The 15,600-nt window shown below is 62.5% G+C and carries 14 protein-coding genes; 5 read left to right on the top strand and 9 right to left on the bottom strand.

What is annotated here, in order from left to right:
* Positions 1–10: 10 nt before the first annotated feature.
* The 8 genes from ACM6IM_RS01340 to bioB all read right to left on the bottom strand — a co-directional run bounded on the left by ACM6IM_RS01340 (position 11) and on the right by bioB (position 8,740).
* Entirely contained in the window at positions 11–1,300 is a 1,290-nt protein-coding gene (locus ACM6IM_RS01340; RefSeq protein ID WP_414863962.1) for a GGDEF domain-containing protein, read from the bottom strand.
* Positions 1,301–1,647: 347 nt separating this feature from the next.
* Positions 1,648–3,453 (bottom strand): phenylacyl-CoA dehydrogenase, encoded by a 1,806-nt coding sequence (locus tag ACM6IM_RS01335; RefSeq protein ID WP_192306559.1) that lies wholly within the window; start codon positions 3,451–3,453, stop codon positions 1,648–1,650.
* A gap of 276 nt (positions 3,454–3,729) precedes the next feature.
* A complete protein-coding gene (locus ACM6IM_RS01330) occupies positions 3,730–4,026 on the bottom strand; it encodes a pyrroloquinoline quinone biosynthesis protein PqqE (RefSeq protein ID WP_414863961.1) in 297 nt (98 codons plus the stop codon).
* Between the two features lie 122 nt (positions 4,027–4,148).
* Complete coding sequence (bioD, locus tag ACM6IM_RS01325) at positions 4,149–4,829, bottom strand: dethiobiotin synthase (RefSeq protein WP_192306563.1); 681 nt, start codon at positions 4,827–4,829, stop codon at positions 4,149–4,151.
* The gene (gene bioC, locus ACM6IM_RS01320) at positions 4,826–5,638 is read right to left on the bottom strand and encodes a malonyl-ACP O-methyltransferase BioC (RefSeq protein WP_414863960.1); all 813 of its coding nucleotides are present in this window, start codon (positions 5,636–5,638) and stop codon (positions 4,826–4,828) included. The genes bioD and bioC overlap by 4 nt, the downstream gene beginning before the upstream one ends.
* On the bottom strand, positions 5,631–6,362 hold the full coding sequence (locus tag ACM6IM_RS01315; RefSeq protein ID WP_414863959.1) for an alpha/beta fold hydrolase: 732 nt from the start codon (positions 6,360–6,362) through the stop codon (positions 5,631–5,633). Before ACM6IM_RS01315 ends, bioC begins: the two co-directional genes overlap by 8 nt.
* Entirely contained in the window at positions 6,355–7,533 is a 1,179-nt protein-coding gene (bioF, locus tag ACM6IM_RS01310) for an 8-amino-7-oxononanoate synthase (RefSeq protein WP_414863958.1), read from the bottom strand. Before bioF ends, ACM6IM_RS01315 begins: the two co-directional genes overlap by 8 nt.
* A 151-nt stretch (positions 7,534–7,684) precedes the next feature.
* On the bottom strand, positions 7,685–8,740 hold the full coding sequence (gene bioB / locus ACM6IM_RS01305) for a biotin synthase BioB (RefSeq protein WP_192306571.1): 1,056 nt from the start codon (positions 8,738–8,740) through the stop codon (positions 7,685–7,687).
* 109 nt (positions 8,741–8,849) lie between these two features.
* On the opposite strand from bioB, the gene ACM6IM_RS01300 reads away from it, so the two are divergent.
* The 5 genes from ACM6IM_RS01300 to rarD all read left to right on the top strand — a co-directional run bounded on the left by ACM6IM_RS01300 (position 8,850) and on the right by rarD (position 14,708).
* Positions 8,850–9,584, top strand: coding sequence for a ComF family protein (locus ACM6IM_RS01300; protein WP_414863957.1), 735 nt, complete (start codon positions 8,850–8,852; stop codon positions 9,582–9,584).
* Positions 9,585–9,760: 176 nt separating this feature from the next.
* On the top strand, positions 9,761–10,525 hold the full coding sequence (locus ACM6IM_RS01295) for a TOBE domain-containing protein (protein WP_414863956.1): 765 nt from the start codon (positions 9,761–9,763) through the stop codon (positions 10,523–10,525).
* A 57-nt stretch (positions 10,526–10,582) separates the two neighbouring features.
* Positions 10,583–12,484 (top strand): PhoX family protein, encoded by a 1,902-nt coding sequence (locus ACM6IM_RS01290; protein ID WP_414863955.1) that lies wholly within the window; start codon positions 10,583–10,585, stop codon positions 12,482–12,484.
* A gap of 161 nt (positions 12,485–12,645) precedes the next feature.
* Complete coding sequence (locus ACM6IM_RS01285; protein ID WP_201191821.1) at positions 12,646–13,620, top strand: serine/threonine protein kinase; 975 nt, start codon at positions 12,646–12,648, stop codon at positions 13,618–13,620.
* Between the two features lie 200 nt (positions 13,621–13,820).
* Positions 13,821–14,708: an EamA family transporter RarD gene (rarD, locus tag ACM6IM_RS01280; RefSeq protein ID WP_201191820.1), complete on the top strand. Its 888-nt coding sequence runs from the start codon at positions 13,821–13,823 to the stop codon at positions 14,706–14,708.
* Positions 14,709–14,924: 216 nt separating this feature from the next.
* Here rarD and ACM6IM_RS01275 read toward each other — a convergent pair whose 3' ends face one another.
* Complete coding sequence (locus tag ACM6IM_RS01275) at positions 14,925–15,443, bottom strand: glycine cleavage system protein R (RefSeq protein WP_201191818.1); 519 nt, start codon at positions 15,441–15,443, stop codon at positions 14,925–14,927.
* Positions 15,444–15,600: the final 157 nt, after the last annotated feature.

Raw genomic sequence — 15,600 nt, 5'->3', positions numbered from 1 at the left:
CCATCATCACTCAACCGACAGCCGCCTCCGTGCGCACCGCGCCGCGGCGGTTCTGCCCATAGGCCATCACACAGTTTCGCCCGGCCCCCTTGGCCGCATAGAGGGCTTCGTCGGCGGACTTGAGCACCTTCTCCGGGTTGCGCTGGTCCACGCGCTCGGCGACGCCGATGCTGACGGTGACCGATACCGTGGACGCAGCGGAACCGGAACGGCGCTGGCGGCCCTGCTGGTCGTCCTGGGGACGGCTGTCCTGGTTACGCAGGTGAATACTGTAGGTCTCGATCGATTCGCGGATGACTTCCAGGTGCGGCAGGCACTCCTCGAGCGTCTTGCCCGCGAACACCAGGGCAAATTCCTCGCCCCCGTAGCGATACGCCCTGCCGCCACCGCCGATTTTCGACAGTTTGCTGGCCACCAGCCGCAGCACCTGGTCGCCGACGTCGTGTCCGTGGGTGTCGTTGAATTTCTTGAAGTGATCGACATCGCTCATCGCCAGCACGTAGTTGCGTCCCAGCCGTTGCATGCGCTCGTTCAACGCACGGCGACCCGGCAGGCCGGTGAGCTCGTCGCGGAAAGCCATTTGATAGGCTTCGTGAGCGACTGCCGCAGCGATCATCAACATCACCTGGCTGCACATGATGTTGAGGGTGAACGGCAGGATGAAGGTTTTCGGCAAGGCCCAGAACAGACCGAGCAGGCCGACCAGTTGTGCCGCGTGCAAGGGACGCGGGCTGCGCCAGTACTGCCAGCCCAGCAACAGGAATACGGCGAAGAACACCGGGTAGGACAACTGGATCAGACTCATCCAGGCACCGTGCAGGGCCGGCCAGCGGATTTCCGACAACCACATCAACAACGGCTGCGGGTAACTTTGCTCCAGACCCAACGCCACACTGCCGACCGCCAGCAGCACGGCGAATCGCGCCACCATGTCCTGAAACAGATGGGTCCGCTCCTGCCACGCGGCGAACAGACCGAACATCAGCGGCAACAGCAGGCAACACAGGTGGAAAATCACCGCCGCGTCTTCGCGCACCCGGCCATTGTCGCGGTAGTAATCGGTCTGGGTATCCAGCAGGAAGTAGGCGATGTACACCGTGACCATCAGAAACAGCTCGCGCTGACGCCGGTAAACCGCGCAGTACGCGCCGCCCAGCAGCAGCACCAACGTAGGCAGCACGTTGAACAGTGAAGTGAAGAAGACGTTCAGATCCTTGACGTACGCCGCCGCCAGCCCCGAGAACAACAGCAGGAGAGACGGCAGGAAATGACTGAAACGTACAGCGGAAGAACGCGGCAAGGGTAAAGCTCCGACCCGTCAGATCAATAGATGGCAATGTGCCCACATACTTTAACGGCAGAACCTCCGACTTTCTGAGTCATTTAGTCAGGTTTTTTCAAGGCTGCTGTGTAACGGGATGCAACCGTGCATCCCGGTGCTCCCATCGACAGTCAGAGATCGCTGCGGGAATGACCCGCGAGGGGCACTGGGACAGGGCCTGCACTTTCCTCCATACAGGTCTGTCAGGCAGATATCCGTGAAACGGTGCAACGCCTCGGCCTCATCGGCGCTCAGGAACAATCGAGCGCAAAAAAAAACCGCTGCCCTCGAAGGGGCAGCGGTTTTCGATGAGACCGCCTTGAGGCTTAGTAGCCCAGGGCGAAGTCTTCTTCTTTCATGTCCATCAGGTTGTTGGCGCCCGACAGCATGGTTGCAACGTGAGTGCGGGTACGCGGCAGGATGCGCTGGAAGTAGAAACGCGCCGTCTGCAGCTTCGCCGTATAGAACGCGGTGTCGGTGGTACCGGCCGCCAGCTTCTCGGCAGCCAGACGCGCCATGTCAGCCCAGAAATAGGCCAGGCAGGCGTAACCGGAATACATCAGGTAGTCCACGGAGGCCGCGCCGACTTCTTCGCGGTCTTTCATGGCGGCCATACCGACCTTCATGGTCAGCTCGCCCCATTCCTTGTTCAATGCAGCCAGCGGTGCGACGAACTCTTGAACCGCTTCGTTGCCTTCGTTGCTCTGGCAGAACTTGTGAACGATCTTGGTGAAGCCTTTCAGGGCTTCGCCCTGGGTCATCAGCACCTTGCGGCCGAGCAGGTCGAGGGCCTGAATACCGGTGGTGCCTTCGTACAGCATCGAAATGCGGCTGTCGCGAACGTTCTGCTCCATGCCCCACTCGGCGATGAAGCCGTGACCGCCGTAGATCTGTACGCCGTGGTTGGCCGATTCGAAACCGACTTCGGTCATGAAGGCCTTGGCGATCGGCGTCATGAACGCCAGCAGTGCGTCGGCTTTCTTCTTCTCTTCTTCATCCACGCCGTATTTGACGATGTCGACCTGCTTGGCGGTGAAGTAGACCATTGCGCGGTTGCCTTCGGCGAACGCTTTCATGGTCAGCAGCATGCGGCGCACGTCAGGGTGAACGATGATCGGATCAGCGGCTTTGTCCGGCGCTTTCGGGCCCGTCAGCGAACGCATCTGCAGGCGATCACGGGCGTACTTCAAGCCACCCTGGAAACCGATTTCAGCGTGGGCCAGGCCTTGCAGCGCGGTGCCCAGGCGTGCGGTGTTCATGAAGGTGAACATGCAGTTCAGACCCTTGTTCGCCGGGCCGATCAGGTAACCGGTGGCGGCGTCGAAGTTCATCACGCAGGTCGCGTTACCGTGGATGCCCATCTTGTGTTCGATCGAACCGCAGGACACGGCGTTGCGCGCACCGATCGAGCCGTCTGCGTTTGGCAGGAACTTGGGCACGATGAACAGCGAAATACCTTTGGTACCCGCCGGGGCATCCGGCAGGCGAGCCAGCACGATGTGGACGATGTTGTCGGCCATGTCGTGTTCACCGGCCGAGATGAAGATTTTGGTACCGGAGACTTTGTAGGAACCGTCGGCCTGAGGCTCGGCCTTGGTCCGCAGCATGCCCAGGTCGGTGCCGCAGTGCGGCTCGGTCAGGCACATGGTGCCGGTCCACTCGCCCGAAACCAGTTTGGTCAGGTAGGCATCTTGCTGCTCAGGGGTGCCGTGCTCGGAGATGGTGTTCATCGCGCCATGGGACAGGCCCGGGTACATGCCCCACGACCAGTTGGCTTCGCCGACCATTTCACTGACCGCCAGCCCCAGCGACTCAGGCAGGCCCTGACCGCCGTGCTCGACGTCGTGGGCCAGGCTTGGCCAGCCGCCTTCGACGAATTGCTTGTAGGCTTCCTTGAAACCGGTCGGGGTTTTAACCCCGGACTCGCTCCAGGTGCAGCCTTCGGTGTCACCCACGCGGTTCAGCGGTGCCAGCACCTGTTCACAAAACTTGGCGCCTTCTTCGAGAATGGCGTCAACCATGTCCGGAGTGGCGTCTGCGCAAGCCGGAAGGCTCTGATAGTGCGCTTCGTAGCCGAGCAGTTCGTCACGAACGAAGCGAATATCACGCAAGGGGGCCTTGTAGTCAGGCATAGCGATAAACCTCTGCTGATGTAACCGGGAATGAACGACCGCTTGTTTTGTTGTGACGGTCAAACAGTTGTTTGAAACATACGTTTACGCCTAAATCTTGTCAAGCGTCGATCTTTTGCCGTTCGTCATCACTGTGCGCGAATGTCGCACGCACGCGAACGGCACGACGCTGCGAAGGCGCGCGAGCGCACAGGAAAGTTTAGTGGGAGAAGAAGGACTTACACGCAAAAACGCCGCGACAGGTCGCGGCGTTGGCAGTGTGGATTCAGCGCAGAATCAGGCGAAGGTGTCGATCAGCGTGCCGAGCACTTCATCGGAAGCCTTGGCAACCTTGACGCCCGCCTCGACCTGAAACTTGCCCTGGGCCATTTCGACCATGTTGCTGCTCAGGTCCGATTGCTGGCTGCGATCGACGGAACGCAGGCGATTGACCTGGACTTCGGAAGACTGGCTGGTGACCGAACGCTCGATCGTATTGTTGGCGATCTGGCCAGACGCCTGATCGACACGGTTCTGCCCCGTCTGAATAGTGCTCAGACCGGCATAAAAAGCGGTGTTTCCTGAGATTTCCATGGGAGAACTCGTCCTGACAAAGGATCAACGGTGCTCATTGAAGCAGACATCGCGGCATAACGCTCGACAAAAACACTAATGGCACAGTGCCTTGTCATAGGCAAAACCATTGCCGCCAGGCGTCAGTCCAACAGATCCAGCTGAAGGTGTTCGGCGACCGCTTCGGCCGTCAACAGCTTGAGCTTCGGCACCCGGCCAAGGCACGGTGCGGGGATGCGTTCGGCCAGCGTGGCGAGGTTTTCTTCCAGGCGCGCCGTTTTTGCATCGATGATGTTGGCCACCCAGCCGGCCAGTTGCAAACCGTCCTGGGCAATGGCTTCGGCCGTCAGCAACGCATGGTTGATGCATCCCAACCGCACGCCGACCACCAGAATCACCGGCAGGCCCAGCGCCATGGCCAGGTCCGACAGGTTGTCCTGGTCCGCCAGCGGCACACGCCAGCCGCCTGCGCCCTCGATCAGAGTGAAATCGGCCTGCATGTCCAGAATCTGCCGCATCGGTGCCAGCAGCGATTGCACGGTCAACGCCACGCCCGCCTCCCGCGCCGCGAGGTGCGGCGCGATGGCCGGTTCGAACGCGACCGGATTGACCTGGGCATAGGTCAGCGGCAGCGAACATTCGGCCAGCAGTGCCAGTGCATCGGCATTGCGCAAGCCCTTGGGCGTGACGTCGCAACCCGAGGCCACCGGTTTACCCGCCGCCGTACTCAGCCCTGCCAACCTTGCCGCATGCAGCAGACCTGCGGCGACGGTGGTCTTGCCGACATCGGTGTCGGTACCGGTGATGAAATACGCTGCGCTCATAAGGGTTTCTCCAAAACGGCATACACCACTTGATAAGTCGCCGGCAGCCCAGGGGCCTGGCGAAACTGCTCATAAGCCTCCACCAGACCGAGAATCCGCGCCCGCCCGGTCAATCCACCGGGTCGCCCAGGGTTCAGGTTGTGCGCCCCCAACGCCTTGAGCTCATGGGTCAGGCTGCGCACATCCGGGTAATGCAGCACATGTGCCCGGGTTTGCAGACCCACGATCCGCAAACCGCTGGCGGCACACAGTTGCTGATAACCCTCGAACTCACGGAAGCGATTGACGTGGACCATGCCATCCACTTGCCGCCAGCTGTCACGCAGCTCTGCCAGTGTGCCCACGCACAGACTAGCAAACGCGAAAATACCACCCGGTTTCAGTACACGCCGCGCTTCGCTGAGCACTGAGGCGAAATCGGCACACCACTGCACGGCCAGGCTGGAGAAAATCAGGTCACAGGTCGCTTCCCGCAGCGGCAGACGCTCCGCATCGCCAGCGATGAAATGGGCGGCCCCGCCCAGCGGACGCGCGTGATTGAGCATGCCTTCGGCGATGTCCAGCGCCACACCGTCGCCCTCGGGAAAGCGCGTGCTCAGCAACCGACTGAAATGCCCGGTGCCACTGCCCAGGTCGAGCCAGCGGCCCGGTACGAAGTCACGAGGCAATCGGCTCAGCAACTGATTGCCGACATCGCGTTGCAATTCGGCCACGCTGTCATAGCTGGCCGCCGCGCGGGAAAAGGAAGCCGCCACCTGACGCTTGTCCGGCAACGCGCCGGGCAGCTTTGGAAGGGATAAATCAGTCATCGCCGGACTCATGCAAAAAGGCCTGGATCGCACCCGCCACTCCGTGCGGGTCTTCCAGGAGAAACGCGTGGCTGGCCTGTTCAATCAGGCCGATTTCGACATCCGGCAGCAACGCCAGCAAATCACTCGCGGCCTCTGCCGGCACCAGGCCGTCGAGCCCGGCGAACAGGTGCATCTGCGGGCCGCGGAACGCTTGCAACGCCTGACGGGTATCCAGTTGTGCCAGCAATTCCAGACCGCCCATCAATACCGCTGTCGCGGTATTGGGCGCACCGCCGAGCAGCAACCGTGACAGCCCGCGCGGGTCTTCGGCACCTTGGGCACAGAGCAGAGAAAAACGCTTGAGCGTCCCCCGTGGATCAGCAGCGCAGCCGGCCAGGAAGGCGTCGAAAGTCTCGCCGGGCATCGCACCCGGCCATTGCTCATGGGCAACAAACGAGGGATTGCTGGCCAGGGTCAGCAAACCGCAGCAACGATCACCGCGCCGCGCCGCCAGCTCGGCAGCGAGCATGCCGCCCAGGGACCAGCCACCGAGCCAGGCGTCCTGTGGCACATTGGCGTCGAGCTCGTCGAGCCAGTCGCCAGGGTCACAGGATGTCAGTTCCGGCAGCGGTTCGATCTCGACCCGCAGGTGTTCGTCCAGCCCTTTGAGTGCGGCGGCCAATGGCTCCAGCGGAGAAATGCCGAGCCCCCAGCCGGGCAGCAGAATCAGGCGGTCACGCATGGCTTGGCTCCGGTCCCAAAGATTGAAAGCAATCGGCCAGTCCCTCTAACAATAGCTGCACCTGCGCCGCGCTGTGGGCGGCGGTCAGGGTCACGCGCAAGCGAGCGCTGCCGGCGGGCACGGTCGGCGGGCGGATGGCGGTCACCATCAACCCGCGTTCACGCAGCCCTTGGGACAGGCGCACCGCACGCCCGGCATCGCCGATCATGATCGGCTGGATCGGCGTGAAGCTGTCCATCAGCTCCAGGCCGATCTGTTCCGCGCCTTGACGGAACTGCCGGATCAGCGCGTTCAGATGCTCGCGCCGCCAATGTTCGGTCCGCAACAGTTCGAGGCTTTTCAGGGTTGCGCAGGCCAGGGCCGGCGGTTGGCTGGTGGTGTAGATGTAGGGGCGGGCGAACTGGATCAGGCTTTCGATCAGCTCCTCGCTGCCGGCCACAAAGGCGCCTGCCGTGCCAAATGCCTTGCCGAGGGTGCCGACCAGCACCGGGACGTCATCCTGGCTCAGGCCGAAATGCTCGACGATCCCTGCGCCATTGGCGCCCAACGGACCGAAGCCGTGTGCGTCGTCGACCATCAGCCACGCGCCCCGGTCCTTGGCCTCGCGGGCCAGGGCCGGCAGGTCGGCGAGGTCGCCGTCCATGCTGAACACTCCATCGGTGACCACCAGGGTATTGCCGGTGGCCTTCTCCAGCCGACTGGCCAGACTTGCCGGGTCGTTGTGCAGGTAGCGGCTGAATCGCGCACCGGACAACAGCCCGGCATCGAGCAGCGAGGCGTGATTGAGCCGGTCTTCCAGCACGGTATCGCCCTGCCCCACCAACGCCGTGACAGCGCCGAGGTTGGCCATGTAACCGGTGGTGAACAGCAGCGCACGCGGGCGCCCGGTCAAATCGGCCAGGGCTTCTTCCAGCGCATGATGCGGGCCGCTGTGGCCGATCACCAAGTGCGAGGCGCCACCACCGACGCCCCATTTCGCAGCGCCGGCGCGCCAGGCCTCGATCACCTGCGGGTGATTGGCCAGGCCCAGGTAATCGTTGTTGCAGAACGCCAGCAACGGCTGACCATCGACCACCACCTCGGGTCCCTGCGGGCTTTCGAGCAAGGGGCGTTGGCGGTAGAGGTTGTCGGCACGACGGGCAGCCAGGCGTGCAGCGAGATCGAAAGACATGCAGGCCTCGGACTGTCAGATTGCATAAATCAGGAACCCGATCTCATGTGGGAGCGGGCTTGCTCGCGAAAGCGGTGTATCAGACGACATGAACGTGAGTGTCAGTCCGTCTTCGCGAGCAGGCCCGCTCCCACATTCGATGTGTGTCGCATCAAACCGCCGCGTTATAGAACATCTCGCTGCTCTTCTGCTCGACCAGTGCCTGCTCGATGGCGGCCTGGTGCACCTCATCGGCATGTTCCTCGCGGGCTTCCGGCAGGATGCCCAGACGCGAAAACAGTCGCATGTCCTTGTCGGCCTGCGGGTTGGCGGTGGTCAGCAGTTTTTCGCCATAGAAGATCGAGTTGGCGCCGGCGAAGAACGCCAGGGCCTGCATCTGCTCGTTCATGGCTTCGCGGCCGGCGGACAGGCGTACGTGGGATTTGGGCATCAGGATGCGCGCAACGGCGAGCATGCGGATGAAGTCGAACGGGTCGATGTCTTCGGCGTTTTCCAGCGGTGTGCCGGCCACTTTCACCAGCATGTTGATCGGCACCGACTCCGGATGCTCCGGCAGGTTGGCCAGCTGGATCAGCAGGTTGGCGCGGTCGTCGAGGGACTCGCCCATGCCGAGGATACCGCCGGAACAGATCTTCATCCCCGAATCCCGCACATAGGCCAGAGTTTGCAGGCGCTCGCTGTAGGTGCGGGTGGTGATGATGCTGCCGTAGAACTCCGGCGAGGTATCAAGGTTGTGGTTGTAGTAGTCGAGGCCGGCCTTGGCCAGCGCCTCGGTCTGCTCCTGATCGAGGCGGCCGAGGGTCATGCAGGTTTCCAGGCCCAGGGCCTTCACCCCTTCGACCATTTTCAGCACGTAGGGCATGTCTTTGGCCGACGGGTGTTTCCAGGCGGCGCCCATGCAGAACCGGGTCGAACCGATGGCCTTGGCGCGGGCGGCCTCTTCGAGGACCTTCTGCACTTCCATCAGCTTTTCTTTTTCCAGGCCGGTGTTGTAGTGACCGGACTGCGGACAGTATTTGCAGTCTTCCGGGCAGGCGCCGGTCTTGATCGAGAGCAGCGTGGACACCTGCACACGGTTGGCGTCGAAGTGCGCGCGGTGCACGGTCTGCGCCTGGAACAACAGGTCATTGAATGGCTGAACGAAGAGAGCTTTGACTTCGGCCAAAGACCAGTCATGACGCAGGGTGGCAGAGGTGCTGGCGCTCATGGGCGTTACCTTTATTTTAAGCAGGTCAAGGTTCTATGCTGGACTGACGACTGGGGCAGGGAATAACCCCAGGCGCGACACGGATGTTTGGCATATTTAAGGAAGAGCGATGCACTGTCAACCACGTAACGCAGGAAAGGTTTACATCTGGTTAAATAATGATCAGCACTGTTTGTTGTGCAGTGAAAGCACCGAAGACATCAGGCCCATCTGCCTGGCCTGCGAGGCCGATCTGCCCTGGCTTGGCGATCACTGTGATACCTGCGCGCTGCCTCTGCCCACATCAGGCCTGACTTGCGGTCAATGCATGCAGCAACCGCCGGCCTTTCAGCAGGTGATTGCACCCTGGACCTACAGCTTTCCGGTCGACAGCCTGATCACCCGCTTCAAACACAGCGCCAAGTGGCCCCTTGGCCGCCTGTTGGCCGAACTTCTCGCGCAATCCCTGCACTATCGTTTCGATGAAGCACTGGCACGACCGGAGGCGCTGGTTCCCGTTCCGCTCGCCGTTAAACGCCTGCGCCAACGCGGTTTCAACCAGGCCACGATGCTGGCCCGCTGGTTGAGTGAGCATCTGGGCATCCCTTGCGACGAACGGTTGCTCCAGCGCACCCAGGACACCAGCGCCCAGCAGGCCCTCAAGGCCGATGCCCGCCGGAAAAACCTGCGCCACGCCTTCGCCTTGATGCCTGAGGCGTCGATCAGGGGGCGCCACCTGGCCCTGGTGGACGACGTGCTGACCACCGGCGCCACCGCGCAAGCCCTGGCACGCCTGTTGATGGAGGCCGGAGCCGCGCGGGTCGATGTCTATTGCCTGGCACGCACGCCCAAACCAGGGGACTAAACCCGCACACCCTGTGGGAGCGGGCTTGCTCGCGAAAGCGGCTCGGCATTCAACATCGAAGTCGTCTGTGAGGCCGCCATCGCGAGCAAGCCCGCTCCCACAGGATCGCGGTCCAACTTGACTACCGGGGCTTCAGCCGCCAACGTCTTGACATACATCCGCCAAAGCACCCAGCCATGTCCCTGCCTACCCTGCTGTCCCAACACATCGTTCGTCGCCCTCAACGCATTGCGTTACTGCAACACATCGCCGATCAGGGCTCGATCACCCGCGCCGCGAAAAGCGCGGGCCTGAGCTACAAAGCGGCATGGGACGCCATCGACGAATTGAACAACCTCGCGCAAAAACCCCTGGTGGAACGCAGTGTCGGCGGCAAGGGCGGTGGCGGCGCCAAGCTGTCCAGCGAGGGCGAGCGCGTCCTGCGCCTGTATCAGAAACTGCAGGCGTTGCAGGCCCAGGTGCTGGAAGCCGCCGAAGAGGCCAGCGACCTCGATCTGCTCGGTCGCCTGATGCTCAGAACCAGCGCGCGCAATCAGTTGCACGGCAAGGTCAAGGCGATCGAGGCACAGGGGCGCAACGACCTGATTCGCCTGGAACTGGCCGAAGGCCTGATCCTCGACGCACAGATCACTCACAGCAGCACCCTGCGCCTGGCGCTGGAACCGGGCAGCGAAGTGGTCGCCCTGATCAAGGCCGGCTGGCTTGACGTGCTGCCCATCGAAAGCCCTGCAACACCGGGACACAATGACTTGACCGGCATTATCGAAGAAATCCTCGACGCCGAAGACGGCCCCAGCGAGGTGCGCATCACCCTGCCCAATGGCCAGACCCTGTGCGCACTGGCCGAACCACTGGATCTGCGAACCCGTGGTTTGTCGGTCAATCGAGCGGTGCGGGTGCAGTTCGCCGCGTCGAACGTGCTGCTCGGTACACAGCTCTGAAACACAAGCGTCATTTATGCGCTTTAAGGTGACTGCAAAAACCGCAGGGAGCCTGACGTGAGCCTATTAGAAGACAACCAATCCACCGACCTTGAAAACATGGTCGGCCTCAGCCGTCGTGGCTTCATCAGCGCGGGCGCCTTGTGCGGTGCCGCCATGTTCCTGGGCGGCAACCTGCTCAGCCGCAGCGTACTCGCCGCCAGCGTCAGCGCCGGCAACAGCACGCTGCTGGGCTTTGCCAGCATCCCGGCCGACACCCGCGATGCCATTACCCTGCCGCCGGGCTACAAGTCCTCGGTGCTGATCAGTTGGGGCCAACCGCTGCACAAGGACGGTCCGGCGTTCGACCCGAGCGGCAACGGCACTGCCGCGCAGCAGGAAGTGCAGTTCGGCGACAACAACGACGGCATGAGCCTGTTCGAATTCCCCGGGGAAAAAGACCGGGCGCTGATGGCGATCAACAACGAATACACCAACTATCGCTACCTCTACCCCCACGGCGGCATGCCGCAGTCGGCTGAAGAAGTGCGCAAGGCGCTGGCCTGCGAAGGCGTGTCGGTGATTGAAGTGCAGCGCAAGAAGGGCCAATGGCAATTCGTCCAGGGCTCGCGCTACAACCGGCGCATCCACGGTAACGCGCCGATCAGCCTGAGTGGCCCCGCCGCCGGCCATGACCTGTTGAAAACCAGCGCCGACCCGCACGGCAGGAACGTCCTCGGCACCTTCCAGAACTGCGCCAACGGCAAGACACCCTGGGGCACGTACCTGACGTGTGAAGAGAACTTCACCGACTGCTTCGGCAGCAGCAATGCCGAGCAGAAATTCGATGCCGCGCAGAAGCGCTACGGTGTGGTCGCCGCCAGTAAAGAGATCAACTGGCACCCACACGACGAGCGCTTCGACCTGGCGAAAAACCCCAACGAACTGAACCGTCACGGCTGGGTGGTGGAAATCGATCCGTTCGACCCGACATCGACACCAGTCAAGCGCACGGCCCTGGGCCGTTTCAAACATGAAAACGCTGCCCTGGCCGAGACCCATGACGGTCGCGCCGTGGTGTACATGGGCGACGACGAGCGCGGCGAGTTCATCTACAAGTTCGTCAGCCGCGACCGGATCAACCACAAGAACCCTAAAGCCAATCGCGACCTGCTGGACCACGGCACCCTGTACGTGGCGCGCTTCGATGCAGGCGACGGCAATGCCGACCACCCGAAAGGACAGGGCGAATGGGTCGAGTTGACCCACGGCAAGAACGGCATCGACGCCAGCAGTGGCTTCGCCAGCCAGGCCGACGTGCTGATCAACGCGCGCCTCGCGGCCTCGGCGGTCAAAGCCACACGCATGGACCGCCCGGAGTGGATCGTCGTCAGCCCCAAGGATGGCCAGGTCTATTGCACCCTGACCAACAACGCCAAGCGCGGTGAAGATGGCCAGCCCGTCGGCGGCCCCAACCCGCGGGAGAAAAATGTCTACGGACAGATTCTGCGCTGGCGCACCGACCGCGACGATCACGCCTCGAACAGTTTTGCCTGGGACCTGTTCGTGGTCGCGGGCAACCCGCAGGTCCACGCCGGTACGCCGAAGGGTGGTTCGTCCAACATCACGCCGCAGAACATGTTCAACAGCCCGGATGGGCTGGGCTTCGACAAGGCTGGAAGGTTGTGGATCCTCACCGATGGCGACTCGAGCAATGCCGGTGACTTTGCCGGCATGGGCAACAACCAGATGCTCTGCGCCGACCCCGCGACCGGGGAAATCCGGCGTTTCATGGTCGGGCCGATCGGTTGCGAGGTCACGGGGATCAGCTTCTCGCCGGATCAAAAGACGCTGTTCGTGGGGATTCAGCATCCCGGAGAGAACGGTGGTTCGACATTCCCCGAGCATTTGCCGAACGGCAAGCCACGGTCTTCGGTGATGGCAATCACCCGTGAAGACGGTGGGATCGTCGGCGCCTGACAGGCCACTTTCGCGAGCGGGCTCGCTCCCACAGAGTCCGCACAGGCTCCTGTGGGAGCGAGCCCGCTCGCGAAGGCATCCGCACAGCCACCACCTATCCACGCCCGTCTGCGCTACCATGCCTGGCCGGACGCAGCAGCCTGCTGCGCGCAGGAGTCAGCATGGCCCACCCGTTTGCAACCCTCACCCCAGACCTCGTGCTCGATGCCGTCGAAAGCATCGGTTTTCTCAGTGACGCCCGCATTCTGGCGCTCAACAGTTACGAAAACCGCGTCTATCAAGTCGGCATCGAAGACGCCGAGCCACTGATCGCCAAGTTCTACCGCCCGCAGCGCTGGAGCAATGAAGCGATCCTCGAAGAGCACCAGTTCACCTTCGAACTCGCCGAGTGCGAGGTGCCGGTGGTGGCACCGCTGATTCACAACGGTGCCAGCCTGCACGAACACAACGGTTTCCGCTTCACCCTGTTTCCGCGCCGTGGCGGCCGGGCGCCGGAGCCGGGCAACCTCGATCAGCTGTATCGCCTCGGCCAGTTGCTCGGCCGGTTACACGCCGTCGGCTCGACCAAGCCGTTCGAACACCGTGAAGCCCTGGGCGTGAAGAACTTCGGCCATGACTCGCTGGCCACACTGCTTGACGGCCATTTCATCCCCAAGAGCCTGTTGCCGGCCTACGAGTCCGTGGCCCGCGACCTGCTCAAGCGGGTCGAGGAGGTCTATCAGGCCACGCCGCACCAGAACATCCGCATGCATGGCGATTGCCACCCCGGCAACATGATGTGCCGCGACGAGGTCTTCCACATCGTCGACCTCGACGACTGCCGCATGGGACCGGCCGTGCAGGACATCTGGATGATGCTCGCCGGTGATCGCCAGGCTTGCCTGGGGCAGTTGTCGGAATTGATGGACGGCTACAACGAGTTCCACGACTTCGACCCGCGGGAACTGGCCTTGATCGAGCCATTGCGCGCATTGCGCCTGATGCACTACAGCGCCTGGCTCGCCCGGCGCTGGGACGACCCGGCGTTCCCGCACAGTTTTCCGTGGTTCGGCACGGAGCGGTACTGGGGCGACCAGGTATTGGCGTTGCGCGAACAACTGGCGGCGCTCAACGAAGAACCCTTGAAACTGTTCTGATTCACCCGACTCAAGTGTGGGAGCGAGCCTGCTCGCGATGCCGACCTATCAGGCCACGGTGTGCTGAAGGTCTATCCGCCATCGCGAGCAGACTCGCCACAGACCCGTGCTCACAATTGCAGTACCTATTCGAACAGGACATTCGTAGACAAATTTCCTTACAATCCCCTCTTTGTTAGCTGCCTAAGCAAGGATTCTGCATGCAAGCCGCCAACCCGCGTCGCGGGTACATTCTGGGCCTAAGTGCCTACATCATCTGGGGCCTGTTCCCGATCTACTTCAAAGCCATCGCCAACGTGCCCGCCGTGGAGATCATCATTCACCGCGTGCTCTGGTCGGCCTTGTTCGGCGCCTTGTTGCTGCTGGTCTGGAAGCATCCTGGCTGGTGGCGTGAATTGCGTGACAACCCCAAACGGCTGGCGATTCTCGCCCTGAGCGGTACGCTGATCGCGGCCAACTGGCTGACGTATGTCTGGTCGGTGAACAACGGGCGCATGCTGGAGGCCAGCCTCGGCTACTACATCAATCCGCTGGTCAACGTACTGCTGGGGATGCTGATCCTCGGCGAACGGCTGCGGCGCATGCAGTGGATCGCGGTCGGCCTGGCGGCAGTCGGCGTGGCGCAGCAGGTCTGGCAGGTCGGCAGCCTGCCGTGGGTATCGCTGGTGCTGGCACTGACCTTCGGATTCTATGGCCTGATCCGCAAGCAAGCCCCGGTCAAGGCCCTGCCCGGCCTGGTGGTGGAGACCTGGATGCTGGTGCCGATTGCCATGGCCTGGTTACTGTTCAATCAGACGGCCATGAGCGCGCAACCCGAGTTCTGGACCACGTCCGAAGCCTGGTGGCTGGTGGCCGCCGGACCGGTGACCCTGGTGCCGCTGGTCTGCTTCAACGCCGCCGCGCGGCACTTGCCCTATACGACCCTGGGTTTCCTCCAGTACCTGGCGCCCACACTCGTGCTGCTGCAAGCCGTGCTGCTGTTTGGCGAACACTTGTCGTCCAGCACCCTGTTGGCCTTCATGTTCATCTGGGCCGGACTGGCGGTCTACAGCGTCGATGCGTGGGTCAGTCTGCGCCGGCGCAGCTGATCAAAAAACGCACAAATCTCTGCAGGCCGCTATCTACGTGGCCTGAAGGGTTTCTTCCCAAGGTTATCCACAGCGTGATCCCCGGCGTTTGTGCGCAAGTCACTGAATGTTGGCGTTTTTTTGACCAACACTGGCCACGCCTTGAACGGCGTGGCCTGGCGGGCTGTCTCTACAGGTTATCCACAGGCAGGTGCAGGTAAAAACTGGATAACCCTGTCAGGGCTCACTGCGCAGGACCAGTTCCACCATCAAATCATCCGCCAGGGTTTCCAGGCGCGATTGCAGCACGTCCAGGGACAGGGTCAGCGGCACCGCCAGGATCGCCTCGGCGTGAAACAGCGGTTCACTGCTCATCGGCGCCGGGCGCACTTCGGTGACCAGCCGTTCCAGGTTCACCCCCTGCTCGCTCAGCAGACGCGTGATGTCACGCACGATCCCGGGGCGGTCATTGCCCACCAACTCCATTGCAATCGGCTTCCAGGTGCAGGATTGCTCGATGCCGCTTTCGGCAATCAACACCCGGATACCCTGAGCCGACAAGCCCTGCAGGGCATCGACCAGTGAGTCGTAGGCCTCCGCCGGCACGCCCACCCGAAGTATCCCGGCAAACTGCCCGGCCATCCGTGACATGCGGCTTTCCAGCCAGTTACCGCCCTGCTCGGCGATGCACTGGGCGATGCGCTCGACCTGCCCAGCCTTGTCCGGCGCGAAAACTGTGAGTACGAGGTGGTCCATGGCGCAGCCCTCTGGTCATGACGTTTGTGCTTGAAGGGCAAGTATAGGCAAGGGGTGGCTCTGCGCCGGACCGGCTGGCCCCATCGCGAGCAGGCTCGCTCCCACACGAACAACGCCGGCCCCCTGTGGGAGCGAGCCTGCTCGCGATTGAAGGCCA

It is taken from the genome of Pseudomonas sp. IT-P12, from assembly GCF_949767465.1.
Classification (GTDB): Bacteria; Pseudomonadota; Gammaproteobacteria; order Pseudomonadales; family Pseudomonadaceae; genus Aquipseudomonas.
Note: the sequence above shows the minus strand (reverse complement) of the source record. Positions and strands in the feature narration are given on the sequence as shown.

What these genes read in the sequence shown, in the direction of transcription:
- bioD (WP_192306563.1), bottom strand. Translation starts at nt 4,829, where the DNA reads ATGAGCGCAGCGTATTTCATCACCGGTACCGACACCGATGTCGGCAAG.
- bioF (WP_414863958.1), bottom strand. Translation starts at nt 7,533, where the DNA reads ATGTCTTTCGATCTCGCTGCACGCCTGGCTGCCCGTCGTGCCGACAAC.
- bioC (WP_414863960.1), bottom strand. Translation starts at nt 5,638, where the DNA reads ATGACTGATTTATCCCTTCCAAAGCTGCCCGGCGCGTTGCCGGACAAG.
- ACM6IM_RS01300 (WP_414863957.1), top strand. Translation starts at nt 8,850, where the DNA reads ATGCACTGTCAACCACGTAACGCAGGAAAGGTTTACATCTGGTTAAAT.
- rarD (WP_201191820.1), top strand. Translation starts at nt 13,821, where the DNA reads ATGCAAGCCGCCAACCCGCGTCGCGGGTACATTCTGGGCCTAAGTGCC.
- ACM6IM_RS01330 (WP_414863961.1), bottom strand. Translation starts at nt 4,026, where the DNA reads ATGGAAATCTCAGGAAACACCGCTTTTTATGCCGGTCTGAGCACTATT.
- ACM6IM_RS01275 (WP_201191818.1), bottom strand. Translation starts at nt 15,443, where the DNA reads ATGGACCACCTCGTACTCACAGTTTTCGCGCCGGACAAGGCTGGGCAG.
- ACM6IM_RS01335 (WP_192306559.1), bottom strand. Translation starts at nt 3,453, where the DNA reads ATGCCTGACTACAAGGCCCCCTTGCGTGATATTCGCTTCGTTCGTGAC.
- ACM6IM_RS01285 (WP_201191821.1), top strand. Translation starts at nt 12,646, where the DNA reads ATGGCCCACCCGTTTGCAACCCTCACCCCAGACCTCGTGCTCGATGCC.
- ACM6IM_RS01295 (WP_414863956.1), top strand. Translation starts at nt 9,761, where the DNA reads ATGTCCCTGCCTACCCTGCTGTCCCAACACATCGTTCGTCGCCCTCAA.
- ACM6IM_RS01315 (WP_414863959.1), bottom strand. Translation starts at nt 6,362, where the DNA reads ATGCGTGACCGCCTGATTCTGCTGCCCGGCTGGGGGCTCGGCATTTCT.
- bioB (WP_192306571.1), bottom strand. Translation starts at nt 8,740, where the DNA reads ATGAGCGCCAGCACCTCTGCCACCCTGCGTCATGACTGGTCTTTGGCC.